Origin of the sequence: Clostridium mucosae, assembly GCF_024622765.1 — a bacterium.
GTDB lineage: Bacteria > Bacillota > Clostridia > Clostridiales > Clostridiaceae > Clostridium.
The window spans coordinates 130,819-154,438 of the sequence record NZ_JANKAF010000005.1; the positions used below are offsets into that span (position 1 = coordinate 130,819).

The 23,620-nt window shown below is 29.6% G+C and carries 16 protein-coding genes, 2 riboswitches and 1 other annotated feature; of the genes, 12 read left to right on the forward strand and 4 right to left on the reverse strand.

Features of this window, described 5'->3' with window-relative positions; genetic code table 11:
* Window positions 1-205: 205 nt before the first annotated feature.
* The 6 genes from nrdD to NSA50_RS08225 all read left to right on the forward strand — a co-directional run bounded on the left by nrdD (window position 206) and on the right by NSA50_RS08225 (window position 8,899).
* Window positions 206-2,323, forward strand: a complete 2,118-nt coding sequence (gene nrdD / locus NSA50_RS08200) for an anaerobic ribonucleoside-triphosphate reductase (RefSeq protein ID WP_257444368.1) — start codon at window positions 206-208, stop codon at window positions 2,321-2,323.
* Between the two features lie 315 nt (window positions 2,324-2,638).
* Complete coding sequence (gene nifV / locus NSA50_RS08205; protein ID WP_195263839.1) at window positions 2,639-3,802, forward strand: homocitrate synthase; 1,164 nt, start codon at window positions 2,639-2,641, stop codon at window positions 3,800-3,802.
* A gap of 21 nt (window positions 3,803-3,823) precedes the next feature.
* The gene (locus tag NSA50_RS08210; protein WP_257444369.1) at window positions 3,824-5,746 is read left to right on the forward strand and encodes an aconitate hydratase; all 1,923 of its coding nucleotides are present in this window, start codon (window positions 3,824-3,826) and stop codon (window positions 5,744-5,746) included.
* 119 nt (window positions 5,747-5,865) lie between these two features.
* Window positions 5,866-7,158 (forward strand): CapA family protein, encoded by a 1,293-nt coding sequence (locus tag NSA50_RS08215; RefSeq protein WP_257444371.1) that lies wholly within the window; start codon window positions 5,866-5,868, stop codon window positions 7,156-7,158.
* A 46-nt stretch (window positions 7,159-7,204) separates the two neighbouring features.
* Entirely contained in the window at window positions 7,205-7,714 is a 510-nt protein-coding gene (gene nrdG, locus NSA50_RS08220) for an anaerobic ribonucleoside-triphosphate reductase activating protein (RefSeq protein WP_195263836.1), read from the forward strand.
* 418 nt (window positions 7,715-8,132) lie between these two features.
* Window positions 8,133-8,234, forward strand: a riboswitch (purine riboswitch).
* A 92-nt stretch (window positions 8,235-8,326) separates the two neighbouring features.
* Window positions 8,327-8,899, forward strand: a complete 573-nt coding sequence (locus NSA50_RS08225; RefSeq protein ID WP_257444373.1) for a xanthine phosphoribosyltransferase — start codon at window positions 8,327-8,329, stop codon at window positions 8,897-8,899.
* 164 nt (window positions 8,900-9,063) lie between these two features.
* On the opposite strand, the gene NSA50_RS08230 is transcribed toward NSA50_RS08225, so the two are convergent.
* Complete coding sequence (locus NSA50_RS08230; RefSeq protein ID WP_257444375.1) at window positions 9,064-11,004, reverse strand: penicillin-binding transpeptidase domain-containing protein; 1,941 nt, start codon at window positions 11,002-11,004, stop codon at window positions 9,064-9,066.
* A 546-nt stretch (window positions 11,005-11,550) separates the two neighbouring features.
* Here NSA50_RS08230 and NSA50_RS08235 point away from each other — a divergent pair.
* Window positions 11,551-13,026, forward strand: a complete 1,476-nt coding sequence (locus NSA50_RS08235) for a leucyl aminopeptidase (protein ID WP_257444377.1) — start codon at window positions 11,551-11,553, stop codon at window positions 13,024-13,026.
* A 149-nt stretch (window positions 13,027-13,175) separates the two neighbouring features.
* The gene (locus NSA50_RS08240) at window positions 13,176-14,672 is read left to right on the forward strand and encodes an SIR2 family protein (RefSeq protein WP_257444379.1); all 1,497 of its coding nucleotides are present in this window, start codon (window positions 13,176-13,178) and stop codon (window positions 14,670-14,672) included.
* A gap of 78 nt (window positions 14,673-14,750) precedes the next feature.
* Here NSA50_RS08240 and NSA50_RS08245 read toward each other — a convergent pair whose 3' ends face one another.
* Window positions 14,751-15,899 (reverse strand): ROK family transcriptional regulator, encoded by a 1,149-nt coding sequence (locus NSA50_RS08245; RefSeq protein WP_195429605.1) that lies wholly within the window; start codon window positions 15,897-15,899, stop codon window positions 14,751-14,753.
* 174 nt (window positions 15,900-16,073) lie between these two features.
* Between NSA50_RS08245 and xylA the strand changes: the two genes are divergently transcribed.
* From xylA to NSA50_RS08260, 3 genes are all read left to right on the forward strand, one after another.
* The gene (gene xylA / locus NSA50_RS08250) at window positions 16,074-17,381 is read left to right on the forward strand and encodes a xylose isomerase (protein WP_195265975.1); all 1,308 of its coding nucleotides are present in this window, start codon (window positions 16,074-16,076) and stop codon (window positions 17,379-17,381) included.
* Window positions 17,382-17,447: 66 nt separating this feature from the next.
* Window positions 17,448-18,902, forward strand: a complete 1,455-nt coding sequence (xylB, locus tag NSA50_RS08255) for a xylulokinase (RefSeq protein WP_257444383.1) — start codon at window positions 17,448-17,450, stop codon at window positions 18,900-18,902.
* Window positions 18,903-18,956: 54 nt separating this feature from the next.
* A riboswitch (Fluoride riboswitch) is annotated at window positions 18,957-19,029 on the forward strand.
* 80 nt (window positions 19,030-19,109) lie between these two features.
* Window positions 19,110-20,339, forward strand: coding sequence for a chloride channel protein (locus tag NSA50_RS08260; protein WP_257444384.1), 1,230 nt, complete (start codon window positions 19,110-19,112; stop codon window positions 20,337-20,339).
* A 120-nt stretch (window positions 20,340-20,459) separates the two neighbouring features.
* Here NSA50_RS08260 and asnS read toward each other — a convergent pair whose 3' ends face one another.
* Window positions 20,460-21,854 (reverse strand): asparagine--tRNA ligase, encoded by a 1,395-nt coding sequence (gene asnS / locus NSA50_RS08265; protein WP_195265969.1) that lies wholly within the window; start codon window positions 21,852-21,854, stop codon window positions 20,460-20,462.
* A 53-nt stretch (window positions 21,855-21,907) separates the two neighbouring features.
* Window positions 21,908-22,209: a binding site (T-box leader), on the reverse strand.
* Between the two features lie 94 nt (window positions 22,210-22,303).
* Between asnS and NSA50_RS08270 the strand changes: the two genes are divergently transcribed.
* Entirely contained in the window at window positions 22,304-22,741 is a 438-nt protein-coding gene (locus NSA50_RS08270) for a cytochrome b5 domain-containing protein (RefSeq protein ID WP_257444387.1), read from the forward strand.
* 43 nt (window positions 22,742-22,784) lie between these two features.
* Here the strand turns inward: NSA50_RS08270 and NSA50_RS08275 are convergent, their stop codons facing one another.
* Window positions 22,785-23,483 carry a metallophosphoesterase family protein gene (locus NSA50_RS08275; protein ID WP_257444389.1) on the reverse strand — a complete coding sequence of 233 codons (699 nt, stop codon included), beginning with the start codon at window positions 23,481-23,483 and terminating at the stop codon, window positions 22,785-22,787.
* Window positions 23,484-23,620 lie beyond the last annotated feature (137 nt).

A 23,620-nucleotide genomic window follows, 5' to 3' on the forward strand; every position in this document is an offset into this window, starting at 1 on the left:
TCACTATTGATATAGTTTTGTTAAGAGAAATTTTTATTTGTCAACTTTAGATAAGTATAAAAAGAAGTAAATATAGAAGAAAATACCACGTATTGGAAGTATATCTATTGAAATCTAGTTATATTATAATTTGAAATGAATATTTTTAGAGCGTATAATGAATACTATAATAAATACAATATATTGTGTAACGGGGGTAGTTTAAGTGCTATATGTAGTAAAAAGAGATGGGAGAGAAGTTTCCTTCAATTCAGTGAAAATAGCTACGGCAATAAGAAAAGCAGGGGATGAAATAGGGGAAAAGCTTAAGGAAGTTGAATTATTAGATATTGTAAAAAAGGTAATAAATTATATTGAAGAAACAGGCAATGAAAAGATAACAGTTGAAGAAATTCAGAACTTAGTTGAAAAATCTTTAATTGATAGTAATTATAGAAATATAAAAATTGCATATTCGAGCTATAGAAAAGAGAGAACTAAGGTTAGAGAAATAAAATCAGATTTAATGAGGGCTATTGAACAGATAGGTATAGAAACTGATAGGGATAATGCTAATGTTGGAAATAATTTTAGTTCTAAATTATTAAGAATAGCATCAGAGTCTAATAAGTGGCATAACTTAGCTATGATGCCAAAACATCTAGCAAAAGCACATGAAAATGGAGATTTATATTATCATGATTTAGATAGCTATAATCTAACCATTAATTGTTTACACATACCGACAAAAGAAATATTAGAACGAGGATTTAATACAGGTTATGGAACTATTAAAGTCCCTAAAAGGATAGAAACAGCGGCGGAACTTTCTTGTATATTACTTCAATCAAGTCAAAATGATATGTTTGGAGGGCAGTCACATCCTGACTTTGATAATGATATGGCTGTATTTGTTGATCTTACAAGAAAAGAAATAAAGTTAGAATTAGAAGAGCTTGGATTAGATAAGGATAAGATAGAAAAATTAGCAGAAGAAAGATTAAAAAAGAAGATACATCAAGCAATGCAAGGTGTTGTTTATAATTTGAATACAATGCATTCTAGGGCAGGCTCACAGGTTCCTTTTAGTTCTATAAATCTAGGTATACCAAATTCAGAGGATGCAGCATTAATATGTGAGATATTCTTATTAGAATATGAGAAGGGATTAGGCAAGGGTGAACAACCAATATTCCCTAATATAATATTTAGAGTTAAAGAGGGAATAAATAGAGAGCCAGAAGATAAATATCATTATTTATATCAATTAGCATGCAGAGTTGCAGCTAAGAGGATGAATCCTACATTTATGAATATAGATGCTGATTTTAACAAGGAATATTATGATATGGGATATATGCCAGCAACTATGGGGTGTAGAACTTATTTAATGAAAAATATTAATGGAGAACCAGGATGCAAGGGAAGAGGTAATATTGCTCCAGTGACAATGAATTTACCTAGAATAGGAATTCAAGCAAAAGGAAATATTGATGATTTCTTTGATATCTTAGATAAAAGATTAGAGTTAGCAAAGGAATCATTACTTTATAGATATGACGTATTAAAGAAACTTAAGGTTAAGGATTTACCTTTTGTTGCAGGGCAAGGCTTACTTAAGGGGTCTGAAGGTCTATCTCAAGAGGATTCTATAGAACCTATATTAAAGCAAGGAACTTGGGGGATAGGATTTATTGGGCTTGCAGAAACTTTAATTGCATTAACTGGCCATCATCATGGAGAAGATGATGAAGCTAGAAAGTTAGGATTTAAGATTGTTAGTCATATAAGAAGTTTCATTGATAGAGCAACAGAAGAAACAAAATTAAATTGGAGTTGTTATGCTACACCAGCAGAAGGACTTTCTGGAAAATTTATAAAGAAAGATAAAAAATCATTTGGAATTATTAAAGGTGTAACTGATAAAGATTATTATACTAATAGTTTCCATATATCAGTTAAATATCCTATATCAATAAAAGATAAAATTGACATTGAAGCTCCTTATCATAAGCTATGTAACGCTGGACATATAAGTTATATAGAAGTAGATGATACTCCATCAGGAGAATCAATAATGGATATATTAAATTATGCATATAAGTGCACAAATATAAGTTACTTAGGAATAAACTTTCATATAAGATATTGTAAGAGTTGCGGAAAGTATTTAAATAGTAGTGAGAGAAAGTGTCCAGATTGCGGAAGTGAGGATATTCAAGGGGTTTCAAGAGTGACTGGATATTTAAGTCTTGATGAAAGGTTTGGACCTGGTAAGTTTGAAGAAAGAGCAGATAGGATATCTCATTCTGGAAGTAAAAAAAATAATTATAGAGTTTTATAGAAGTTTATAATTATTAAAAAAGTAGGGTTTTTAAATAACCCTATTTTTTTTATGCTTTAAATAAATGCAAGATTTTTTATTTTTATTGCAATTTATTGTATTTATTTAGGCTATTAAAATATAATGAGCATAAAATTTGAAATAATTTTCTTAAAACTTGCAATTTTTATAATAATTAACCTTGTTTTACTTGTTTGAAGCTAGTGGATATGATAAAATGATTATTAATAATTTTCAAAAAATTATGAATTATTATCTGGAGTTGGGGTTAATTAATTAGCAATAAGTAATAAGTAAAATTAAAGGGGGAAGCTTATGTCTGTTAAAAATTTAAATAATGGCAAAGAAGTCTTTATTGTAGATACTACTTTAAGAGACGGAGAGCAAACAGCAGGAGTGGTTTTTGCAAATGAAGAAAAAATTGAAATAGCATCTATGCTAAGTGAACTTGGGGTTGATCAACTAGAAGTAGGGATTCCTACTATGGGTGGAGATGAAAAAGAAGCCATAAAACAAATTGTAAAAAGAAATCAAAAATCAAGTATTATGGCTTGGAATAGGGCAGTTATAAGAGATATACAAGAGTCAATAGATTGTGGAGTAGATGCAGTGGCAATATCAATATCAGTTTCTGACATTCATATACAGCATAAACTTAAAACTTCTAGAGAATGGGTTTTAGACAATATGGTGAAATCCGTAGAGTTTGCAAAGAAAAATGGTTTGTATGTATCTGTAAATGGAGAAGATGCTTCAAGGGCTGATAGAGAATTTTTGATTCAATTTATAGAAGCTGCAAAACAAGCAGGTGCAGATAGGTTTAGATATTGTGATACAGTAGGAATAATGGAGCCATTTAAAATCAAAGAAGATATAAAATATCTATGTTCTCAAACAAATTTTGATATAGAAATGCATACTCATAATGATTTTGGAATGGCAACTGCAAATGCTATTGCAGGAATCATGGGCGGGGCATCTCATGTTGGGGTAACTGTTAATGGTTTAGGAGAAAGAGCAGGAAATGCCGCATTAGAAGAAGTTTTAATGGCATTAATGTTTGTATATAACTATGAAGGTAATATAAATACTACTATGTTTAGGGAAGTTTCAGAATATGTATCCAGAGCATCAGGTAGAATATTACCGTCATGGAAAGCTATTGTAGGAGATAACATGTTTGCGCATGAGTCAGGAATACATGCGGATGGGGCAATAAAAAATCCTAAAAATTATGAAGCTTTTGATCCTGGAATAGTTGGGTTAGAAAGGCAAATAGTTATAGGAAAACATTCCGGTAAAGCTGGAATTATAAATAAATTTAGAGAGTATGGAATAGAGTTAGATACTAATTCAGCACAAGATATATTAGAAATGGTACGAGCTACTTCAGTAAGATTAAAGAGAAGTTTATTTGATAAAGAACTTGTTAAAATATATAAAGAGTACTTGAGGATAAATGAAGAGAAAGTTAATTAAATAAAAGGGGGCAATAAATTAATGGGGGACAACTTAGTTTACAAGATACTAAAAAATCACTTGATTGAAGGTAGCGTAGGAGTTGGCAGGGAAATAGGAATTAAAATAGATAGAACATTAACACAAGACTCTACAGGAACAATGGCGTATTTGCAACTAGAAGCAATGGGAATAGATAGAGTTAAAACAAAGAAGTCTGTAGCCTTCATAGACCATAATATGCTTCAACAAGGATTTGAAAATGCTGATGACCATAAATTCATACAAACGGTGGCATCAAAATATGGTGTTTATTTTTCAAGGCCAGGTAATGGAATATGCCATCAAGTATTTTTGGAAAGATTTTCAGTTCCTGGAGATACTCTTATAGGATCTGACAGTCATACTCCTACAGCTGGTGGAGTTGGAATGCTTGCTATGGGAGCAGGTGGATTAGATGTAGCATTAGCCATGGGGGGAGGAGCTTATTATATAACTACCCCTAAGGTATGTAAAATTAATTTAATTGGTTCATTAAAACCAATGGTTACAGCTAAGGATATAATACTTGAAGTTCTTAGGATGATAACAGTTAAAGGTGGTGTTTCTAGAATATTTGAATATTGCGGAGATGGAGTAAAAACACTTTCAGTTCCTCAAAGAGCTACAATTACTAATATGGGAGCTGAACTTGGAGCAACTACATCTATATTCCCTAGCGATGAAAAAACATTAGAATACTTTAAAGCACAAGGGAGAGAAGAGGATTGGATAGAGTTTAAACCAGATGAAGATGCTGTATATGATGAGGAAATTACAATAAATTTAAGTGATTTAAAGCCTTTAGCAGCTAAGCCGCATAGTCCAGATAATGTTGAAGAAGTAGAGTCAATCGGAAAAATAAAAATAGATCAAGTTGCTATTGGAAGTTGTACAAATTCCTCTTATGAAGATTTAATGAAGGTAGCTAGAATATTAAAGGGGAAAAAGGTGCATAAAGATGTAAGTTTAGTTATAGCACCTGGTTCTAGACAAGTTATGGAGATGATAGCTAGAAATGGAGCTTTAGGAGATATAATAAGTGCAGGAGCAAGAATATTAGAAAATTCTTGTGGACCATGCATAGGAATGGGGCAAGCTCCTGGAACGGATGGAGTATCATTAAGAACCTTTAATAGGAACTTTTATGGAAGAAGTGGAACACTATCTGCTAAAGTATATTTAGTAAGCCCTGAAACAGCTGCAGTTTCAGCGATAAATGGAGTTCTTACAGATCCGAGAGAAATTGATGTAGATATTAATATAGAAATGCCAAAAGAATTCCTAATAGATGATTCTATGATTATAGCTCCTGAGGAAGAGGGAGATAAAGTAGAAGTTGTAAGAGGACCTAATATAAAGCCTTTTCCTGTAAATAAAGAGTTAGGCGATAAGGTTGAAGGAAAAGTGTTAATTAAGGTTGAAGATAATATCACAACTGACCATATAATGCCATCTAATTCAAAATTATTACCATTTAGATCTAATATACCTTATCTATCAGAGTATTGTTTCAATACAGTTGATGAAGAATTTCCAAAGAGGGCTAAAGAAAACAATGGTGGAATAATAGTTGCTGGTAATAATTATGGACAAGGCTCAAGTAGAGAACATGCAGCATTGGCACCTTTATATTTAGGAGTAAAAGCTGTAATTGCTAAATCTTTTGCAAGAATTCATAAGGCAAACCTTATAAATAATGGAATTATACCAATGGAATTTGAAGCAGAAGTAGATTATGATAAGGTAGGGATTTTAGATGAGCTTTTAATAAGTGATATTAAAAGAGCTTTAGTTGATGGTAAAGCTAGAATAAAAGATATAACCAATGGAACTAGCTTTAATGTATATATTAACTTAACTAAAAAGGAGATTGATGTAATAAAGGCTGGCGGAAGGTTAAATTATGTTAAGATAAATAGATAATAATAAAATGAATAGACAATAATAAAATGAATGGCATGCAAAATTTAATTGTTTTGTATGCCATTTTTTATATTTAATAGGATATAATAAAGGTAAAAGTGTATAACATAGGGGGAATTATGAAAAGTAAGGGAAAAAGAATCATTTTATTAATGGCTATGGTTATTATAGTGACAGTAGGGGTATTTTTTATTCCTAGAGTTGAGGTGTTATTAAATAACTTTAATAACAAAGCTGTAGAGGATACTGACAATATAAGCCCTGATGAATATTTAAATGAAGATATAGAAAATATAGAAGTAAAAGATAATGATATAAAAACCATAGAAATAGTTGCTACAGGGGATTTTTTAATACATAAGGAGATACTGGAAACTCAATATAATGAAGAAAATAATACATATGATTTCAAAAATACTATTCAATATGTAAAAGATTATTTAAATAGTGCAGACTTAACTATTGCGAATTTAGAAGGAACACTTTCTGGTATAGAGAATTATGGATATTCAGGGTATCCAAGCTTTAATGCTCCAGATGAATTAGCAGATGCTATGAAGTGGGCGGGAGTAGATGTTGTTAATAATATGAATAATCATTCTTTAGATAGAGATGTACGAGGGTTTAATAGAACTAGAAGTATTCTTAAAGAAAAAAGTTTTGATATAATAGGAACAAGAGAGAGTACGAATGATAATAGGTATGTAATAAAGGATGTTAATGGAATTAAGGTTGGTATAATATCATATAGTTATTCAATGACTGCTGAAGGTGGAGCAAGGGGATTAAATGGTACAACTATACCAGAAGAACTTTATCCATTAATGAATACATTTAGAGAAGATACATTAGATTTAGATCTTCAAGAAATGAAAGAACAGATACTTGATATGAGAAATAATGGAGCGGAAGTTATTATTTTTTATATGCATTGGGGAGAAGAATATGAATTAGAACCAAATAGCACACAGATAAATATGGCTAAATTTCTAGCAAATCAAAATGTAGATATAATATTTGGGACACATCCACATTCATTACAACCTATAGATATTATTAAATCAGAAGATGGGCTTAACGAAACAGCTGTAATTTATTCAATGGGTAACTTTTTATCAAGTCAAAGAACTGAGAGAATACAAAATCCATATACAGAAGATGGAATTATTGTATCAGTAAAATTAAAAAAGAACATCAATACAAATGAGATTGAAGTTGAGTACCCAACATATATACCGACTTGGGTTAATTGGTATGAAAAGGACGGAAAATTATTTTATGAAGTTGTTCCTGCTACTATTAATGATGCAGATTACTTAACTGAAGAAGGAAAAGGTAGAGTGATTGAATCATTAAATAGAACTAAAGGAATAATAGAAAAATATAATGATAAAATTAAAATAAGAGATTAATTTAAATAGAGGAGTAATTTAAAAATAAAAGGGGATGTAGTCATAGATGAAAGATACTATAAGACTTTCAGGGATAGCTTATGAAAGTTTAGTTAATGGTCCAGGAATAAGAAGAGTATTTTTTTCTCAAGGATGCAAACATAACTGCGAAGGATGTTTTAATCCGGATACACATGATTTTAATGGTGGAGAAGAACGTAATATAGATGAACTAATTAAAGATGTAGTAAAAAATCCTATGATTAAAGGAGTTACTTTTAGTGGAGGAGATCCTTTTGAAAGAGCAGAAGAGTTTGCATATATGGCAAAAAGTTTTAAAGAAAATAAATTAAATGTATGGAGTTATACAGGATATACTTTTGAAGAAATATTAATTAATTTAGATAAAAGAAATGGTTGGCGAGAATTGATTAGTAATATAGATGTTTTAGTAGATGGTAAATTTGATAAAAATAAGATGAAGGATGGTTTGAGATTCAGAGGCTCAACCAATCAAAGGATAATAGATGTAAAAAGAACTTTGCAAGAAAAAAAAATATGTGAATTAGAGTATTAGTTATATTTTGCGAATATAAAGGCGAAGGTAAATAGATATGTTCCATAAGCTAATAGTTGCGCAAAGAAGTACTAGGTTCAGAAAAACTACTATGCCAAGAGTTTTGGTTAACTCGCTAGGCTCAAACAAACCAACAACACTAAGGCATAGTAGCTTCTCTTTCACCAAGTACTTCTAATCGCTCGCTATAAGCTTATTTCTCATATTCTATTTAACTTCGCCAATTTATATTTATAATTTATAATACTAAGTTAAAGAGTTGAGGAAAAAAACTTACGGATTTTGTATAAAAGATGCTTTGCACTTATTGTTTTTAATCTTGCAGAATAAAACAACATTAACATTTCACTCTTTCACGCTTAAATTTTCACTAAATAAATTGCTTCGCAAAATACAACAATAGTGTTATAATAAATAAAAAAAATATACATATAGTATTCGTATATGCTTAAAGATATGGTTCAAGTGTCTCTACTAGGAAACCGTAAATATCCTAACTACGAAGATTCGATTATCGCCATGTAATTTGCTTTGGCCTTATTACTTGAATTATAAAAAAAGAAGACAAGCTTTTTAAGAATACTATAGAAAAGTAATAAAGGGGATAGTTATATGGAAAAGTTAAAAGAAAAAATAATTACTGAAGGAAAAGTAAGAGAAGGAAATATATTAAAGGTTGATTGTTTTTTGAATCATCAAATGGATATAAAGTTTTTAAATGAAGTAGGAGAAGCTTTCAGAGAAAGATTTAATGGTGAAAGAATAGATAAAATACTTACAATTGAAGCATCAGGAATTGGGATAGCAGCTATAGCTTCTCAATATTTTAATTATGTTCCAGTAGTTTTTGCAAAGAAAACAGAAAGCTTAAATCTTGATAAAGATGTATATGAATCAGAAGTGCATTCATTTACTAAGAAAAAGACATACAAAGTTAGAGTTGGAAAACAGTTTTTAAATGAAGGCGAAAACATATTAATTATAGATGACTTTTTAGCAATGGGTTGTGCAGCTAAGGGAATGATTGATATAGTTAAACAATCAGGTGCTAATTTAGTTGGAGTGGGAATAGTTATAGAAAAAGGATTCCAAGAAGGCAGAAGTATTTTAGAAAGTATGGGAGCTAGAGTTGAGTCATTAGCTATAATTGATAAATTTGAAGATAATAAGGTAGTATTTAGATAATTAAAAAATTAAGAAATTAAGAAATTAAAGAATGAAAGAATGAAAGAATTAGTGAAGAAACTCAACCTATGTTGAGTTTCTATTATTTATATAAAGGAAAGAATCTCAAGCAAATGCTTGAGATTCCACTATAATTCTATAATTTTTTACTCTTTCATTTTTCACTATTTACTAAGGTAGTATTCCATAACATTTCTTACCTTAGGTACAGTAACATGACTACTACCTCTACCTTTAACATCTTCTATAATCATAACTAAAGAAATTTTAGCTGTATCTGGATCTACGGATACAAACCAGCCATTTTCTGTTCCAGTAGTATCATCTTGGGTCTTCTTAATTTCAGCAGAACCTGTTTTACCTGCAACTCTAAAGCCAGGGACAGCTCCATCTGGAATAGTTGAACCAGAATCATTGATTAATGCAGTAAAAGAATCTATTAATGTTGGTAAGTATTCTTGTGCTATAGCACCTTGTTTCCAAACCTTTGCATCAGTATTTTCACTTATTACTAATCTTGGCTGCATTATATTTCCGCCATTTGCTAAGGCACTATAAGATAAAGCTACATTTAATGGAGTAACCATAAGCTCACCTTGTCCATATCCGGTATCTGCTAGTAGAATTTCTCTGTTTAAATTTCCATCATTAGAAATTTGAGATTCTTGCATAGGATATTCAAAGTTTAACTCTTCTCCGATTCCGAAATTTTTAATTCCATTTATAAACTTCTCACTACCTAGTTCTAGGGCCACTTGTCCGAAGTAAATATTATCTGAATGATTAACTGCATCTTTTAGATTTACAGCTTTTCCTGGATCAGTTACTCTAGTTATTTTAAAATCTCCCCAAGAACTATCTTTTTGCCAACCTAAGCCGCTAATATCTCTTGTTGCATTAGGATCTATAACACCATTTTGTAACCCTATTGCAGAAGTTAAAAGCTTCATAGTTGATCCAGGAGAATATGTTTTGTTAAATCTATTTATTTCATCAGCATTATTTGTTTCTTCCCATTTTGCTTTTTGAGTTTTAGTTACATAAGTTGTAAACACATTTGAGTCAAATGAAGGGGCACTCACCATAGCTAATACCTCACCGGTTTTAGGATTAACAGCAGTAGCAGCTCCCTTTTCACCAGTCATTTCACTATATATCTTACTTTGTAGTTCAGAGTCTATAGATATTTTTATATTCTTTCCATCTTCGCCATCTTTTTTTGCAATAGTTATTTTTTCTTCCCCACGTTCGATATATATTTCAGCTGAATCTCTACTCCTCAATGTATCTTCATAAACTTGTTCTAAGCCAGCTTTACCTATAAGGCTTGTGTCATGATAGTCTTTATCTTTATTAGCTTCAAGTTCCTCAGCTGTTATACTTCCTATATAACCTATTAATCTTCCAAAAGCTTCACCACCGACATATACTCTACCAGGTTTAGGTTGAATTAGAATTCCTTCTCCTTTTCTATTAGCTAACTTTGGAACTTTAGAGTCATTTTGTAATATATCAACCAATGGAATAAATTGCTCAGGATTAGTGTTTGCTTCAAGTTTTGTTTTTATGTTTTCTTCACTAATATCAAGAATACTAGCTATTTCAGCGATTTTAGAATCTATATCTGATAAATTAAACTTAGCAGGATATAAGCCTATAGTATCAATAGTCCCGTCTTGCGCTAATGGATTACCATCTTTATCAAATATACTTCCTCTTTTAGATGGAATAGTACTTACTCTTATTTTATCATCCTTAGTCATTTGAGGGAAAATTAAGCTTTCATCCCATTTTACTTTATATTCTTTATCTTCTTTAACTAATGTTAATTTATAATCTGCAAGAGTAACATCACCTGCTATAGTATTCATACTTAATTTAAAGGGAACAATAATTTGATTATCAGCTTTTTCTTTATCACCAGAAACATCTAAGGATAAATTACTAGCATTTATTGCAGAAAATATATTAGAATATCGTGTAGTAAAATCTTCTTCTGATATAGTTGATTTTGAATCATTTGTTAGCATTTGATACATACCTACATAGTCACTTTGAATCCATTTTTCAGTGTAGTTATCATAAGCCTTTTGAGCTTTATCCATTTTTGAACATCCACTGATTAATAGTATAAATGACAATAATATTGTAGGAATTATGATTATCCTCTTAATTTTCATATTCTCATCTACCTTCATAAATTATTATATTTACTATTAATTATATCATTTAAATTAATAGGTTTACATAATTTTGTATATTTTATATGAATAAATTAATGATATGTTTAGCTCATAACCTTATTGGATTTAACAGTAAGTTGCAAAGAAGAGTAATCTATTAAGAAAAGAAATTATTATAGTAAAATACTTTAAGAAGGCGATCTATATTATAAGATATTTGAACTCTTAAGATAATTTATAAAATAAAAAAGCGCCGAAGCGCTTTATAAATAAATGGGGGATGGGACCTGTATTAAACAGGTTTTGTATCTACATTAGTATTATTTACAGAAATAAAATTTTTATACAATAAAATAAAAAATTATTTAAATAAAATATTTTTTCAAACAAATAATAATTATTATCCATTGAATAGCTTTTATAATAGTGGTATTATGATTAAAAGATAGTTTTAGACGAGGTGATTAAATGAAGGTATCATATAGGGGCTTTACATGCTCTCAAGGAGATGTAAAAGTATTTTATTTATTTGAGAACAATATTAACTTACCAAAAGAAGAGATAAATAAACACGTTGTTTTAGCACAAAGTAGAAATTTATTTAATGGTAAAGAAGGAGAATTATATACATTTACAATAGATTCTAATGATTCAATTCAAACAATTATACTAGTAGGTTTAGGAAAAGAGGAAGAATTTACTGTTGATGTAGTTAGAAAAGCAACTGCAAAAGCCATTAAAAAAGCTAAGGAATTAAAAGTGAACTTAGTGTTCTTAAGACTTCCAAAGACTGAAACAATAGAAATTGAAGAATTAATTAAAAATGCAGAAATTGCAGCATTTTTATCAGAATATACATTCAACAAATATAAGTCTGATGTAAAAGAAGAAAATGAATTAGAAGTATCAATTGGAAGATGCGGAATTAAGGAAGCAACTCCAGAAATATTATCTGCAATTGAAGAGGGCAGAGAAATAGCAAATGGTATTATAGTTGCTAGAAATTTAGTAAATGAACCATCAAATGTAATTTATCCAGAAACTTTGGCTAATAAAGCTGTTGAAGTTGGAGCAGAAAGTGGATTTGAAGTTGAAGTTCATGGAGTAGAAAAAATTAAAGAATTAAACATGGAAGCTTTCTATAATGTAGCTAAGGGATCTTCAAAGGAACCTAAGCTTATAGTTATGAGATACTTTGGAGATAAGGATAATAAAGATAAGGTTCTTGGTTTAGTAGGAAAAGGCTTAACTTATGATTCAGGTGGATACTCAATAAAGCCAACTGACAGTATGCTAGATATGAAATCAGATATGGGTGGAGCAGCGTCTGTAATTGGAGCTATGTCAATTATTGCAAAAAGAGGTTTAAAGCTTAATGTAGTAGCAGTAGTAGCAGCTTGTGAAAACTTAATATCTGGAGATGCGTATAAACCAGGTGAAGTAATTGGATCTATGGCTGGTAAGACTATAGAAGTTGTTAATACAGATGCTGAAGGAAGATTAACTTTAGTAGATGCTGTTCATTATATAATAACTGAAGAAAAGGTTAATGAAGTTATAGATTTAGCTACATTAACAGGAGCAGCTTTAGTTGCACTAGGAGAAACTACAACAGCTGTAGTTACAAATAATGATAAGTTCTTTGATGAATTAAAATCAGCTTCAGAATATACTGGAGAAAAGATGTGGCAATTACCTGCATTTGATGATTATAAGAAATTAATTAAATCTGACATAGCAGATTTAAAAAATAGTGGTGGAAGATTTGCAGGTACAATAACTGCTGGATTATTTATTGAAGCATTCGTACAAGATAAGCCTTGGTTACATTTAGACATAGCTGGAACAGCTTGGGCTTCAGGTAATAGTGACTTATGTGTAAAGGGTGGAACAGGTGCTCCAGTTCACACATTATATGAATTAGCAAAGAGAAGAAGTAAATAATCACAATAAGATAAAATATAGATTTTTATAATCTTGAACTAATCCTATAAAGTGTACTTTTTTAGTAGTACTTTATAGGATTTTTTTATAATAAACTAAAGAATAAGATACAATATAAATAAAGTTATGAAGAAAGAGAGTGCTCGAGTATGTATAGCGAAAACAAGAATGCTACCAGTAATAAAACTTTAATTAATATTATGTATTATTTTGAATCATTAGTTTTAAATTCTATAAATAAGAAATTAAAAGATGAAAATAAATTATCTTTAAATAAAAATATTAAAGTAGGAAAGTTTTCGGCTATTAATGCAATTATACCCGAGGGTATAGATGGACTAAGTGGAGAGACGATTATAGAAGTAATATTGCATAAAAATAGAAAGGATTACTTTAGAGTAGATAAGGAACTCATTGAAAAGTTAAATAATTCAATAAAAAATTCAAAATTATCTATAAAAAGTATATTGTTTGTATTTGGAAGTGAATTTACACAAGAAGAAGTGTCTACGTTAGAGAAGATATATGGAGAAAAAATAGATTATAAGGTCAAAGTATGGGGGTTAGATGAATTATGTAAAATTGACAATAAGTTTAATAATTTTAGAAATGGGGATTTTTCAAAGATAGTTGAGTTTTTATTAAGCAACTTAGTAAGTGAAGCTTTAAATCAAAGTGACGATGGATGGAAGAAAATACGAGAAGAACGAATAAATGAACTTAAAAAGATATACAGTAGAGATGAATTAGTTTTATTCTTGGGGGCAGGTGTATCTAAGGAGGCTGGTATAGGAGATTGGGATGATTTAATGTCTGATTTATTAATACTTATGATAATGAAGGAGTTAGAAGAGAAAAATATTAGTATAACTTCCGAGGAAAAAGAGTTTATTATAATGAAAATGAAAGAAACAAATAATAAATCGCCTCTATTGCAATCGGCACTTATAAAATCAGCATTGGGAGATTCCTTTGAAGAAAGTTTAGCACAATTATTATATAAGAATATTAATAATGGTAATGGAAATTCAAGTTTATTAAATAGTATTTCAAAATTATGTTTAGAAGGAAATAATGGAACTGGAATTAAAGCTATTGTTACATATAATTTTGATGACTTACTAGAGGATAACTTCAATAAATATGGTATAAAATATAACTCTTTATATAGTGAATTAGATTACTCAACTTCTGATAAACTAGGAATTTATCATGTTCATGGATTTTTACCACGGAATCCTGATAAATATGAACGATTATCAGAAGGGTTATTAGTATTTTCTGAAGATAGATACCATAGTCTATATAATGATCCATATTCTTGGACTAATATAACTCAACTAAATTTTCTAAGGGAAAATACTACATTAATGATTGGATTATCATTAACAGATCCAAATTTAAGAAGACTTCTATCTATAAGTAACAGAAAGAATAAACTTAGAAAACATTATGCAATTATGAGAAAAAAGGACTTTAGATTATCAATGGAGGATTTTAGTATAAATGAAAATATCCTTAAATCTTTTAATAATATAAACAATGAGCTTCATGCAGCAGCTTTTGAACAATTAGGAATAAATATTATATGGGTAGAAAGTTATGATGAAATCTCGGATATAATAGATAGAATTAGAGAGAATTAAATGAAAGAAGTAAGCTTTATTACATTAAAAAGGTTAATATCTTATTTATATAAAGGGGCTCGCGTTTCGCGAGGCCCTTTATATAATGTCTGTAAATCTATCAAAAAAGTCAAAAATGCAACGATGTATACCACCATATAAATTAGATTTACCATCGAGTTTATTTTCAAGTAAAGTAATATCCTTAGAAAAAATAGAGTTGATTTTTTGGTTAACTAATGTTAAGTATTCAGGTATATAATCAATTAACTCACTATGTATAAATATGTTATCTGGTGCAAAAAAGTTAAATATATTGGTTAACCCCATAGCTATAAACTCTATATTTCTAGATATAGCCTCAATTGCAACTTTATCATTTGATTTATATAAATCACAAAGTTCCTTTACTGTAGATATTTTTTTTGTAGAGTTAATATTAAAGTCCTCCAATAAAGCAGGAATTGCGCAATATTGCTCAAAGCAACCATTATTACCACAAGGGCACTTTTTACCATTTGGTATAAGAACCATATGACCTACTTCGCCTGCGCGGCCTTCAAAGCCAGAATATAATTCACCATTAATTATTATTCCAGCACCAATTCCAGTATGTACATTAATTACTATAGAATTATTTAGAGATTCTGAAGAGTTTTGAAATTCTCCAATTGCAGCTAAATTAGATTCATTTTCTAGATGAAAACTTATATTTGGCATAATTTTAGATAGCTCATCCTTTAAATTAATTTTATCTAAATCATAATATGGAGTAAATTTAATTTCATCCATAAACACTCTACCATGTATGGAAAGACTAACACCTATTAATCCATAGTTGTATTCATTTATTATATATTGTAAAGAATTTATAATATCTACTATTGTTTCAACAACATTATTTTTTGTGATTTTTATTTCTTTACGCTCATGGGATAAAACATTTTTATTTAAATCAGTAAGTAAAAATCTAATATAATCAATGCCTAAATCAATCCCTAAGCTGCATCCAGCCTTTTCGTTTAATTTGAGTAATATAGGTTTTCTACCTCCACTCGAGCTCCCATTACCTATTCCAATCTCATAAACTATATCCTTTTCAATTAATAAACTAATAATCTCAGAGACACTAGCTTTATTAAGATTAATAAGCTTTGAGATTTCTATTCTTGATATATTAGGTTTACTATAAAGAAGGCTTAAGATTTCAACTATATTGGACTTCCTAATGTTAAACTTGTTTTCCATAGTGTACCATCCTCTTTGATTGTTTATAAATAATATAGCATAGGTATAAGAAAAGTTCAAAAATAATAAAATGCGAAACAGACAAAAAAATTAAATGTAAACATTGACATCGTTAAAATTAAGAGTTATTATTAAGTTAGATAGGAAAACTAACTAATTAAAAGAGGTGGGAAAATGGGATTTTTTAATAATATTGAAAAAATAAAATATGAAGGACCAGAAAGTAATAATATGCTTGCGTTTCATCATTACAATCCAGAAGAGATAGTAATGGGAAAGCCAATGAAAGAACATCTTAAGTTTGCAGTAGCTTATTGGCACACTTTCTGTAATGATGGATCAGATCCATTTGGAAAAGGAACTAACCAAAGAAATTGGATATCAGAAGATCCAATGCAAACAGCAAAAAATAAAGTTGATGCAAATTTTGAATTTTTACAAAAGTTAGGCGTTGAATATTTTTGCTTCCATGACATGGATGTTGCTCCATTTGGAAATAGCTTAGAAGAATTCTTCCACAACTTAGATGTTATAACAGATTACATGAAAGAAAAGATGGATAAGACTGGGATTAAACTTTTATGGAACACAGCAGATAGACATGCTAACCCTATATATGTTAATGGTGCAGCATCAAGCCCTAATATAGATGTATATGCAATGTCAGCAGCTCAAGTTAAAAAGGGAATAGATATAAGCAAAAAATTAGGCGGTAAAAACTTTGTATTCTGGGGTGGAAGAGAAGGTTATGAAACTTTATTAAACACAGATATTCAATTTGAAGAAGAAAATATAGCAAGATTATATAAAATGGCAATAGCTTACTGTGAAAAGATTAATCACAAATTAACTTTCTTAATTGAACCAAAACCAAAAGAGCCAATGACTCATCAATATGATTTTGATTCAGCTACAGCTTTAGCTTTCCTTCAAAAGTATGACTTAATGGAACACTTTAAGTTAAATATTGAAGCAAACCATGCAACTCTTGCTGGACATACTTTTGAACATGAATTAAATGTAGCTAGAAATTATAATGCTTTAGGTTCAATTGATGCTAACCAAGGAGATCCATTATTAGGATGGGATACAGATGAATTCCCAACTAATGTATATGATACTACTTTAGCATTAATAGAAGTGTTAAAAAATGGTGGACTACATGATGGTGGAATAAACTTTGATTCTAAAGTTAGAAGAACTTCTTTTGAACAAGAAGATTTATTTATAGCTCATATTGCAGGAATGGATACTTATGCAAGAGGATTAAAAGCAGCAGCTAGAATAATTGAAACTGGATTCCTAGACAATGTTAAAAAGGATAGATATTCTTCTTATGATAGCGAATTAGGTAAACAATTATTAAACAATGAATTAGATTTAGAAGTTTTAACTAATCATGCATTATCAGTTAAAGAAGTTAATAATAAATCATCACATATTGAATTTGTAAAATCAAGATTAAATGATTTAATATACTAAAATTTATATATAAATAGGGGGAGACAAATGTCTCCCTACTTTATTAAATACTGGGAGGATATTTTTATGGAATATGTTATAGGTTTAGATTTAGGAACGGGTTCTATCAAGGGGATAGCTTTAGATAAAGCTGGAGAAGTAGTATTGAAGCATTCAGAAAGTTATCCTTTATACAATAATAGAGATGGACATTCTGAACAAGAGCCAGAAGATTGGTATAATGCTTCAGTTAAGGTTTTGGAAAAAATAACTAATGATTTAGGTGGAGATGGATTAAGAGCTATAAGTATATCAGGGCAAATGCATAGCTTAGTATTATTAGATAATGAAAATAAACCTATAAGAAGAAGTATTCTATGGAATGACACAAGAACAACTAAGCAATGTGAATATATAATGAATAACTTTGGAGAAAAAGTAATTGAAATCACAGGGAATAAAAGCCTTGAAGGATTTACGCTTCCAAAGGTATTATGGGTAAAAGAAAATGAACCTGAAAATTGGGAAAAAACTAAAAAGTTCTGTTTACCTAAAGATTATTTAGTATTTAAATATACAGGTAACATATGTACAGATATATCTGATGCAGCTGGAACACAAATGTTAAATATTAAAGAAGGAAAATGGTCTGAAGAAATAGCAAATCTTTTAGATTTAGATTTAAATAAATATCCTAAGATATATAATTCAACTGAATGTGTTGGAGAATTAAATGAAGAATTAAAGGAAAAGTTAAATGCCAAAGGAAGTATTAAAATCTTCCCAGCAGGATCAGACAATCCTTGTTCAGCTTTAGGTTCAGGAATAATAAATAAAAATAGAGATTTATTAAGTATAGGAACTTCAGGTGTATATTTAAAATATGAAGAAGAGTATAAGAACTATGCTGGAAAACTTCACATGTTTAATAATGTACTACCAAATAGCTGTTACTCAATGGGGGTAACTCTTTCTGCTGGAGATTCTTTAAGCTGGTTTAGAAATACCTTTGCAAAGGATAAAGATTTTGATGAACTTTTAAGCGGAGTATCTAATGTTAAAGAAGGATCTAATGGATTATTATTTGCTCCTTATATAGTTGGAGAAAGAACACCTTATGCAGATAGTAATATAAGAGGAACTTTCATAGGAATAGATAAAAGTCATGATTTAAATCATTTTGCAAGAGCAGTAATTGAAGGAATAACTTTCTCATTAAAGGATTGCTTTAGCATATATGAAGATGATAGTGATAGAGAAATAATTTCAGTAGGAGGAGGAGCTAAGTCTAAGGATTGGCTTCAAATTCAAGCTAACGTATTTAATAAAAAGGTAATATCTTTAAAAATAGAAGAAGGTCCATCTCTTGGAGCTACAATCATAGCAGCTGTTTCATTAGGTTGGTTTAATTCTTTTGAAGATGCTGTAAAAGTAATAGTAAAAGAAAAAGAATGCTACTATCCAAATGAAGAAGCAGTAGAAACGTATAAAGAAGTGTATTCTCGTTATAGAAGAGTATATGAAAATATAAAGAATATATAGAAAGGCATAGATTGATTTTCATAAACTTTAGTATTATAATAATAAAAAATAGGAATAATTTTTGGGAATGAAGTTCTCCCATGAGAAATCTAAACCGTCAAGTAAGACTAATGACTTCTATGATTTAATCGTAGAGCATTAGTCTTTTTTATTATTTATAAATTTATATAGATGTACTTTTTTATGAAAAGGAAAGGTAGGCAAAAGATGAGAATTTTTAAATTAACTATTTCAACTATTATAGTTTCAATTGTAATGGGAATTATATCAGCAATATTTTTAAGATCATTAGAATTCGTTACAACCTTAAGAGAGGGATTTCCTTATCTAATTTTTTTAATTCCTATAATAGGAGTATTAACAGCATATACATATTCAAAGTATGGGAATGGATCTAATAGAGGAAACAATTTAATTATTGAAAGTGTTCATAAGGAGGTAAAAGTTCCATTTAGGATGGCAATCTTAACATTTATTTTTACTGTATTAACGCATTTATCTGGGGGATCAGCGGGAAGAGAAGGTACAGCAGTTCAAATAGGAGGAGCCTTGACAAATAAGGTAGCTAATATTTTCAAAATGGAGCATAAGGAGAAAAGAATTCTAATTATGTCAGGAATAAGTGCTGCGTTTGGCTCAGTCTTTGGAACACCACTTGCTGGTACATTTTTTGGTATGGAAGTATGTTTTATAGGCAAGCTTAGCTATGAAGCAATGATATATTGCTTTATTAGTTCGTATGCGGCTAATTTTGTTACAGAATCATTAGGTATAAATCATACAGTTCATTTAATAAAATCTGTACCAAGTATTACTATATATACATTGTTAATAGTAATAATATCATCAATATTATTTGGGGTTTTTGGAAGAATGTTTGCAAAAGGTATTCATTTAGTTAAAGGCTTTTATAATAAAAATATAAAAAATAATATATATAGAGCAATAATATCTTCAATAGCAGTTTTATTAGTAATTGTAATATTTAGATTATATAAATTTGAAGGACTAAGCACTTGGCTTATTGACAGCGGTTTTTCAGGAGAAGTAACTATTTTAGATCCAATAAAGAAATTAATACTAACAATATTAACTTTAGGGGCAGGATTTCAAGGAGGAGAGGTTACTCCACTATTTGATATAGGTGCTTCTTTAGGTGGTGCCATAGGTAACTTAACTAATATAGAGCCTTCATTATTAGCAGCTATTGGAATGATTTGTGTTTTTGGGAGTGCTACTAATACTCCACTTACTACAATTATGCTTGGAATAAATTTATTTGGAGGAGAAGCTGTACCATATTATATAATTGGAGCATTTATTAGTTATTATGTAATAGGGCATAACGGAATTTATGGAGCTCAGATTATTAATACGCCTAAGTTAAAAAGGTTTGAAGAGCATGAGGGGATTTCTTTGGAAAATACAAAAAAATGATATCTTAGTGCATTTATAAAAAAATTATAAATAGTCTCATAGATAAATAGTTATTATAAAATTATGGTGCTTTTAATATAGAACCCCTAGTAAATATAATATTCACTAGGGGTTCCTATATTAAAAGTCTGATTGTCCTGTAGTTCTTGGGAATGGAATTACGTCTCTGATATTTGACATACCTGTAATATACATAATAAGTCTTTCAAATCCTAAGCCAAATCCAGCGTGCTTAGTTTCTCCGTATTTTCTAAGCTCTAAATACCACCAGTAATCTTCTTCGTTAAGTCCAAGTTCAGCCATTCTCTTAGTTAAGATGTCTAATCTTTCTTCTCTTTGGCTACCACCGATAAGTTCTCCTATACCTGGAACTAAAAGATCTGTTGCAGCAACTGTTTTTCCATCATCATTTAATCTCATATAGAATGCCTTTATATCCTTTGGATAATCAGTTACAAAAACAGGTTTCTTGAAGTGTTCTTCAGTAAGATATCTTTCATGTTCTGTTTGTAGATCAATTCCCCATTCAACAGGGTATTCAAACTTCTTATCAGCTTTCTTTAATATTTCAACTGCTTCGGTATAAGTTACTTTTCCGAAGTCAGATGTCATAACATGATTTAATCTATCTAGAATTCCTTTATCAACAAATTGATTGAAGAAAGCCATTTCTTCTGGACATTCAGCTAAAACATATTCTAAAACATATTTAAGCATATCTTCAGCTAATTCCATATCATCTTGTAAATCAGCAAATGCTATTTCAGGCTCTATCATCCAGAACTCAGCTGCATGTCTTGCTGTATTAGAATTTTCAGCTCTGAAAGTAGGTCCAAAAGTATAAACATTTCTAAATGCTAAAGCATAACATTCAGCATTTAATTGTCCTGATACTGTTAAGTTACTTTCTTTACCAAAGAAATCTTGCTTAAAGTCTATTGCACCTTCTTCAGTTTTTGGAACATTGTGTAGGTCTAAAGTAGTTACTCTAAACATTTCTCCAGCACCTTCACAGTCACTTCCAGTTATTAATGGAGTATGAGTATAAACAAATCCTCTTTCTTGGAAGAATTTGTGGATAGCATAAGCTGCTACTGAACGTACTCTAAATACAGCTGAAAATGCATTACTTCTTGGTCTTAAATGAGCAATAGTTCTAAGATATTCAAAAGTATGTCTCTTCTTTTGAAGTGGATAATCTGATTGAGATAAACCTTCTATAACTATTTCCTTAGCTTGAATTTCAAATGGTTGCTTAGCTTCTGGAGTTGCAACTAAAGTACCTATAACTGTTATTGATGAGCTAATAGGTAGTTTTGATACATCTTTAAAGTTATCAAGTTTATTATCAAAAACTACTTGAACATTCTTAAAAAATGTACCGTCATTTACTTCAATAAATCCAAAAGCATTTGATGCTCTTAGAGTTCTTATCCAACCAGAAATTTTTATTTCTTTAGATAAATATTCATCTTGATTTCTGTAAAGTGATTTTACTAAAATAACTTTATCCATTATTGTTCCTCCTACCATGATTTTTTGTAAAATAAAAAACCTTTCATCCCTAAAATAGGGACGAAAGGATAATTTCGCGGTACCACCCAGATTGCTATCGTATAAATAGCCACTCTACTGACACAAGTAATGTCATTCAAATAATAACGGTTTGATTCCGTCTAAGTCTACTTAAGCGAATACAAAATTTAGAAGTTAATCTAATTTACACCTTGAATAAAAGGGTTTTTCATTTCCACTTGTTCGGTTAGAAACTCAGAGATGTTCTTCACTAAAGGCTTCGTATAAGGCTCACACCATTCCTTACTCGCTAAGACTACTTCCATATAGCTACTCTTCTCGTCATAGTAATAAAATTTATAATGTTTATTACGATTTTACACCAATTCACTAACATTTGCAACTTTAAATCATAATATAATTTTAGATAATATTTTATGGAGGATTATATGGATTATAAGGGGTTTTTAGAAGAAAAATTTATTGAATTAAATCAGCTAAAAAGTATGTTAGTAACATATCCAAAAGAATATAAAGAAAATATATTACAGGTTATGGATAGAGTTTGTAATCAAATTAGTTCATACTTAGAGGAGGTAAGTTTTTATAATAAAAATAGAGACGGAGAATTACTTCAATTAACTGAGGAAGAATTGTCTTTATATAATGGAGAAAATGGAATGCCAGCATATATTGCTGTAGATGGAACTATATATGATACGCGCGATATGCCTCAATGGAAAGATGGCAAGCATTTTGGAATTAAAGCAGGTTCCGACTATAGTGAAGCTTTTAAAAATTGTCATAACGGGGATAAAAATATTTTGTCTAAATTAATAGTAGTAGGGGTAATGAATTATACTAAAAAATGTAGTTGGGAAGAATAATAAAAAATTGCTACGTTATGTAATCGTAGCAATTTTTTTATTATTATTCATTTCCACTCTCGTAAGAGGAAACTAATTGAGCAGGAAAATTGAGCATTTGAGAATCTTTTACTATTCTTTTGAATTCATATTCTAGCTCTCTAAATTTAACATCCACATTTTTATCTTCATCAATATTAAGTATACAGTAAGTTGCGTTTGGACGACCTATTTTTGGTTTGCCAACACTTCCTACATTTATAAATATTTTATTATTAAATTTTTTATATGAAGGAATATGAGTATGTGCGCAAACTAAAATATCTTCTTCTAATTCACTCATTACCTTTTCAGTATTTTCTTTATCTTCAAATAAATATTCATTTATAGCATTAGGACTACCGTGAGTAAATTTAATTTTAACTCCATTAATATCATAGTCTAAATATGTTGGTAGTTGTGATAAGTAGTATTTATTGGAGGCTCTAACTTCTTCACATGCCCAAGGAAGTGCAAAGGAATTTATGCTAGTATCTCTTATGAATGTAAATCCTCCATCAACTACAGATGCATCATAATTACCTTTTATACAAGGTATTTCTCTCCTTTTAATTAAAGCGATAACTTCATTTGGGTGAGGACCATAGCCAACTAAATCTCCAAGGCAAATTATTAAATCAACCTTTTGTTCATCAATATCTTCTAAGACCTTCATTAGTGAATAAATATTTCCGTGTATATCTGAAATTGCAGCTATTTTCATGAGATAATCCTCCTAAATAAATATATAATTTTAAAGCTATTATTGTATTTAAATATATATGTTTTAATAATAAATTGCATAATTAAATTAATTTCATATTAAATGCTGAATATAATTATTTATATTCAAGTAAAATC

Coding starts and splice junctions, on each gene's coding strand:
- nifV (WP_195263839.1), top strand. CDS start 2,639: ATGTCTGTTAAAAATTTAAATAATGGCAAAGAAGTCTTTATTGTAGAT.
- NSA50_RS08210 (WP_257444369.1), top strand. CDS start 3,824: ATGGGGGACAACTTAGTTTACAAGATACTAAAAAATCACTTGATTGAA.
- NSA50_RS08215 (WP_257444371.1), top strand. CDS start 5,866: ATGAAAAGTAAGGGAAAAAGAATCATTTTATTAATGGCTATGGTTATT.
- nrdG (WP_195263836.1), top strand. CDS start 7,205: ATGAAAGATACTATAAGACTTTCAGGGATAGCTTATGAAAGTTTAGTT.
- NSA50_RS08225 (WP_257444373.1), top strand. CDS start 8,327: ATGGAAAAGTTAAAAGAAAAAATAATTACTGAAGGAAAAGTAAGAGAA.
- NSA50_RS08230 (WP_257444375.1), bottom strand. CDS start 11,004: ATGGATAAAGCTCAAAAGGCTTATGATAACTACACTGAAAAATGGATT.
- NSA50_RS08235 (WP_257444377.1), top strand. CDS start 11,551: ATGAAGGTATCATATAGGGGCTTTACATGCTCTCAAGGAGATGTAAAA.
- NSA50_RS08240 (WP_257444379.1), top strand. CDS start 13,176: ATGTATAGCGAAAACAAGAATGCTACCAGTAATAAAACTTTAATTAAT.
- NSA50_RS08245 (WP_195429605.1), bottom strand. CDS start 15,899: ATGGAAAACAAGTTTAACATTAGGAAGTCCAATATAGTTGAAATCTTA.
- xylA (WP_195265975.1), top strand. CDS start 16,074: ATGGGATTTTTTAATAATATTGAAAAAATAAAATATGAAGGACCAGAA.
- xylB (WP_257444383.1), top strand. CDS start 17,448: ATGGAATATGTTATAGGTTTAGATTTAGGAACGGGTTCTATCAAGGGG.
- NSA50_RS08260 (WP_257444384.1), top strand. CDS start 19,110: ATGAGAATTTTTAAATTAACTATTTCAACTATTATAGTTTCAATTGTA.
- asnS (WP_195265969.1), bottom strand. CDS start 21,854: ATGGATAAAGTTATTTTAGTAAAATCACTTTACAGAAATCAAGATGAA.
- NSA50_RS08270 (WP_257444387.1), top strand. CDS start 22,304: ATGGATTATAAGGGGTTTTTAGAAGAAAAATTTATTGAATTAAATCAG.
- NSA50_RS08275 (WP_257444389.1), bottom strand. CDS start 23,483: ATGAAAATAGCTGCAATTTCAGATATACACGGAAATATTTATTCACTA.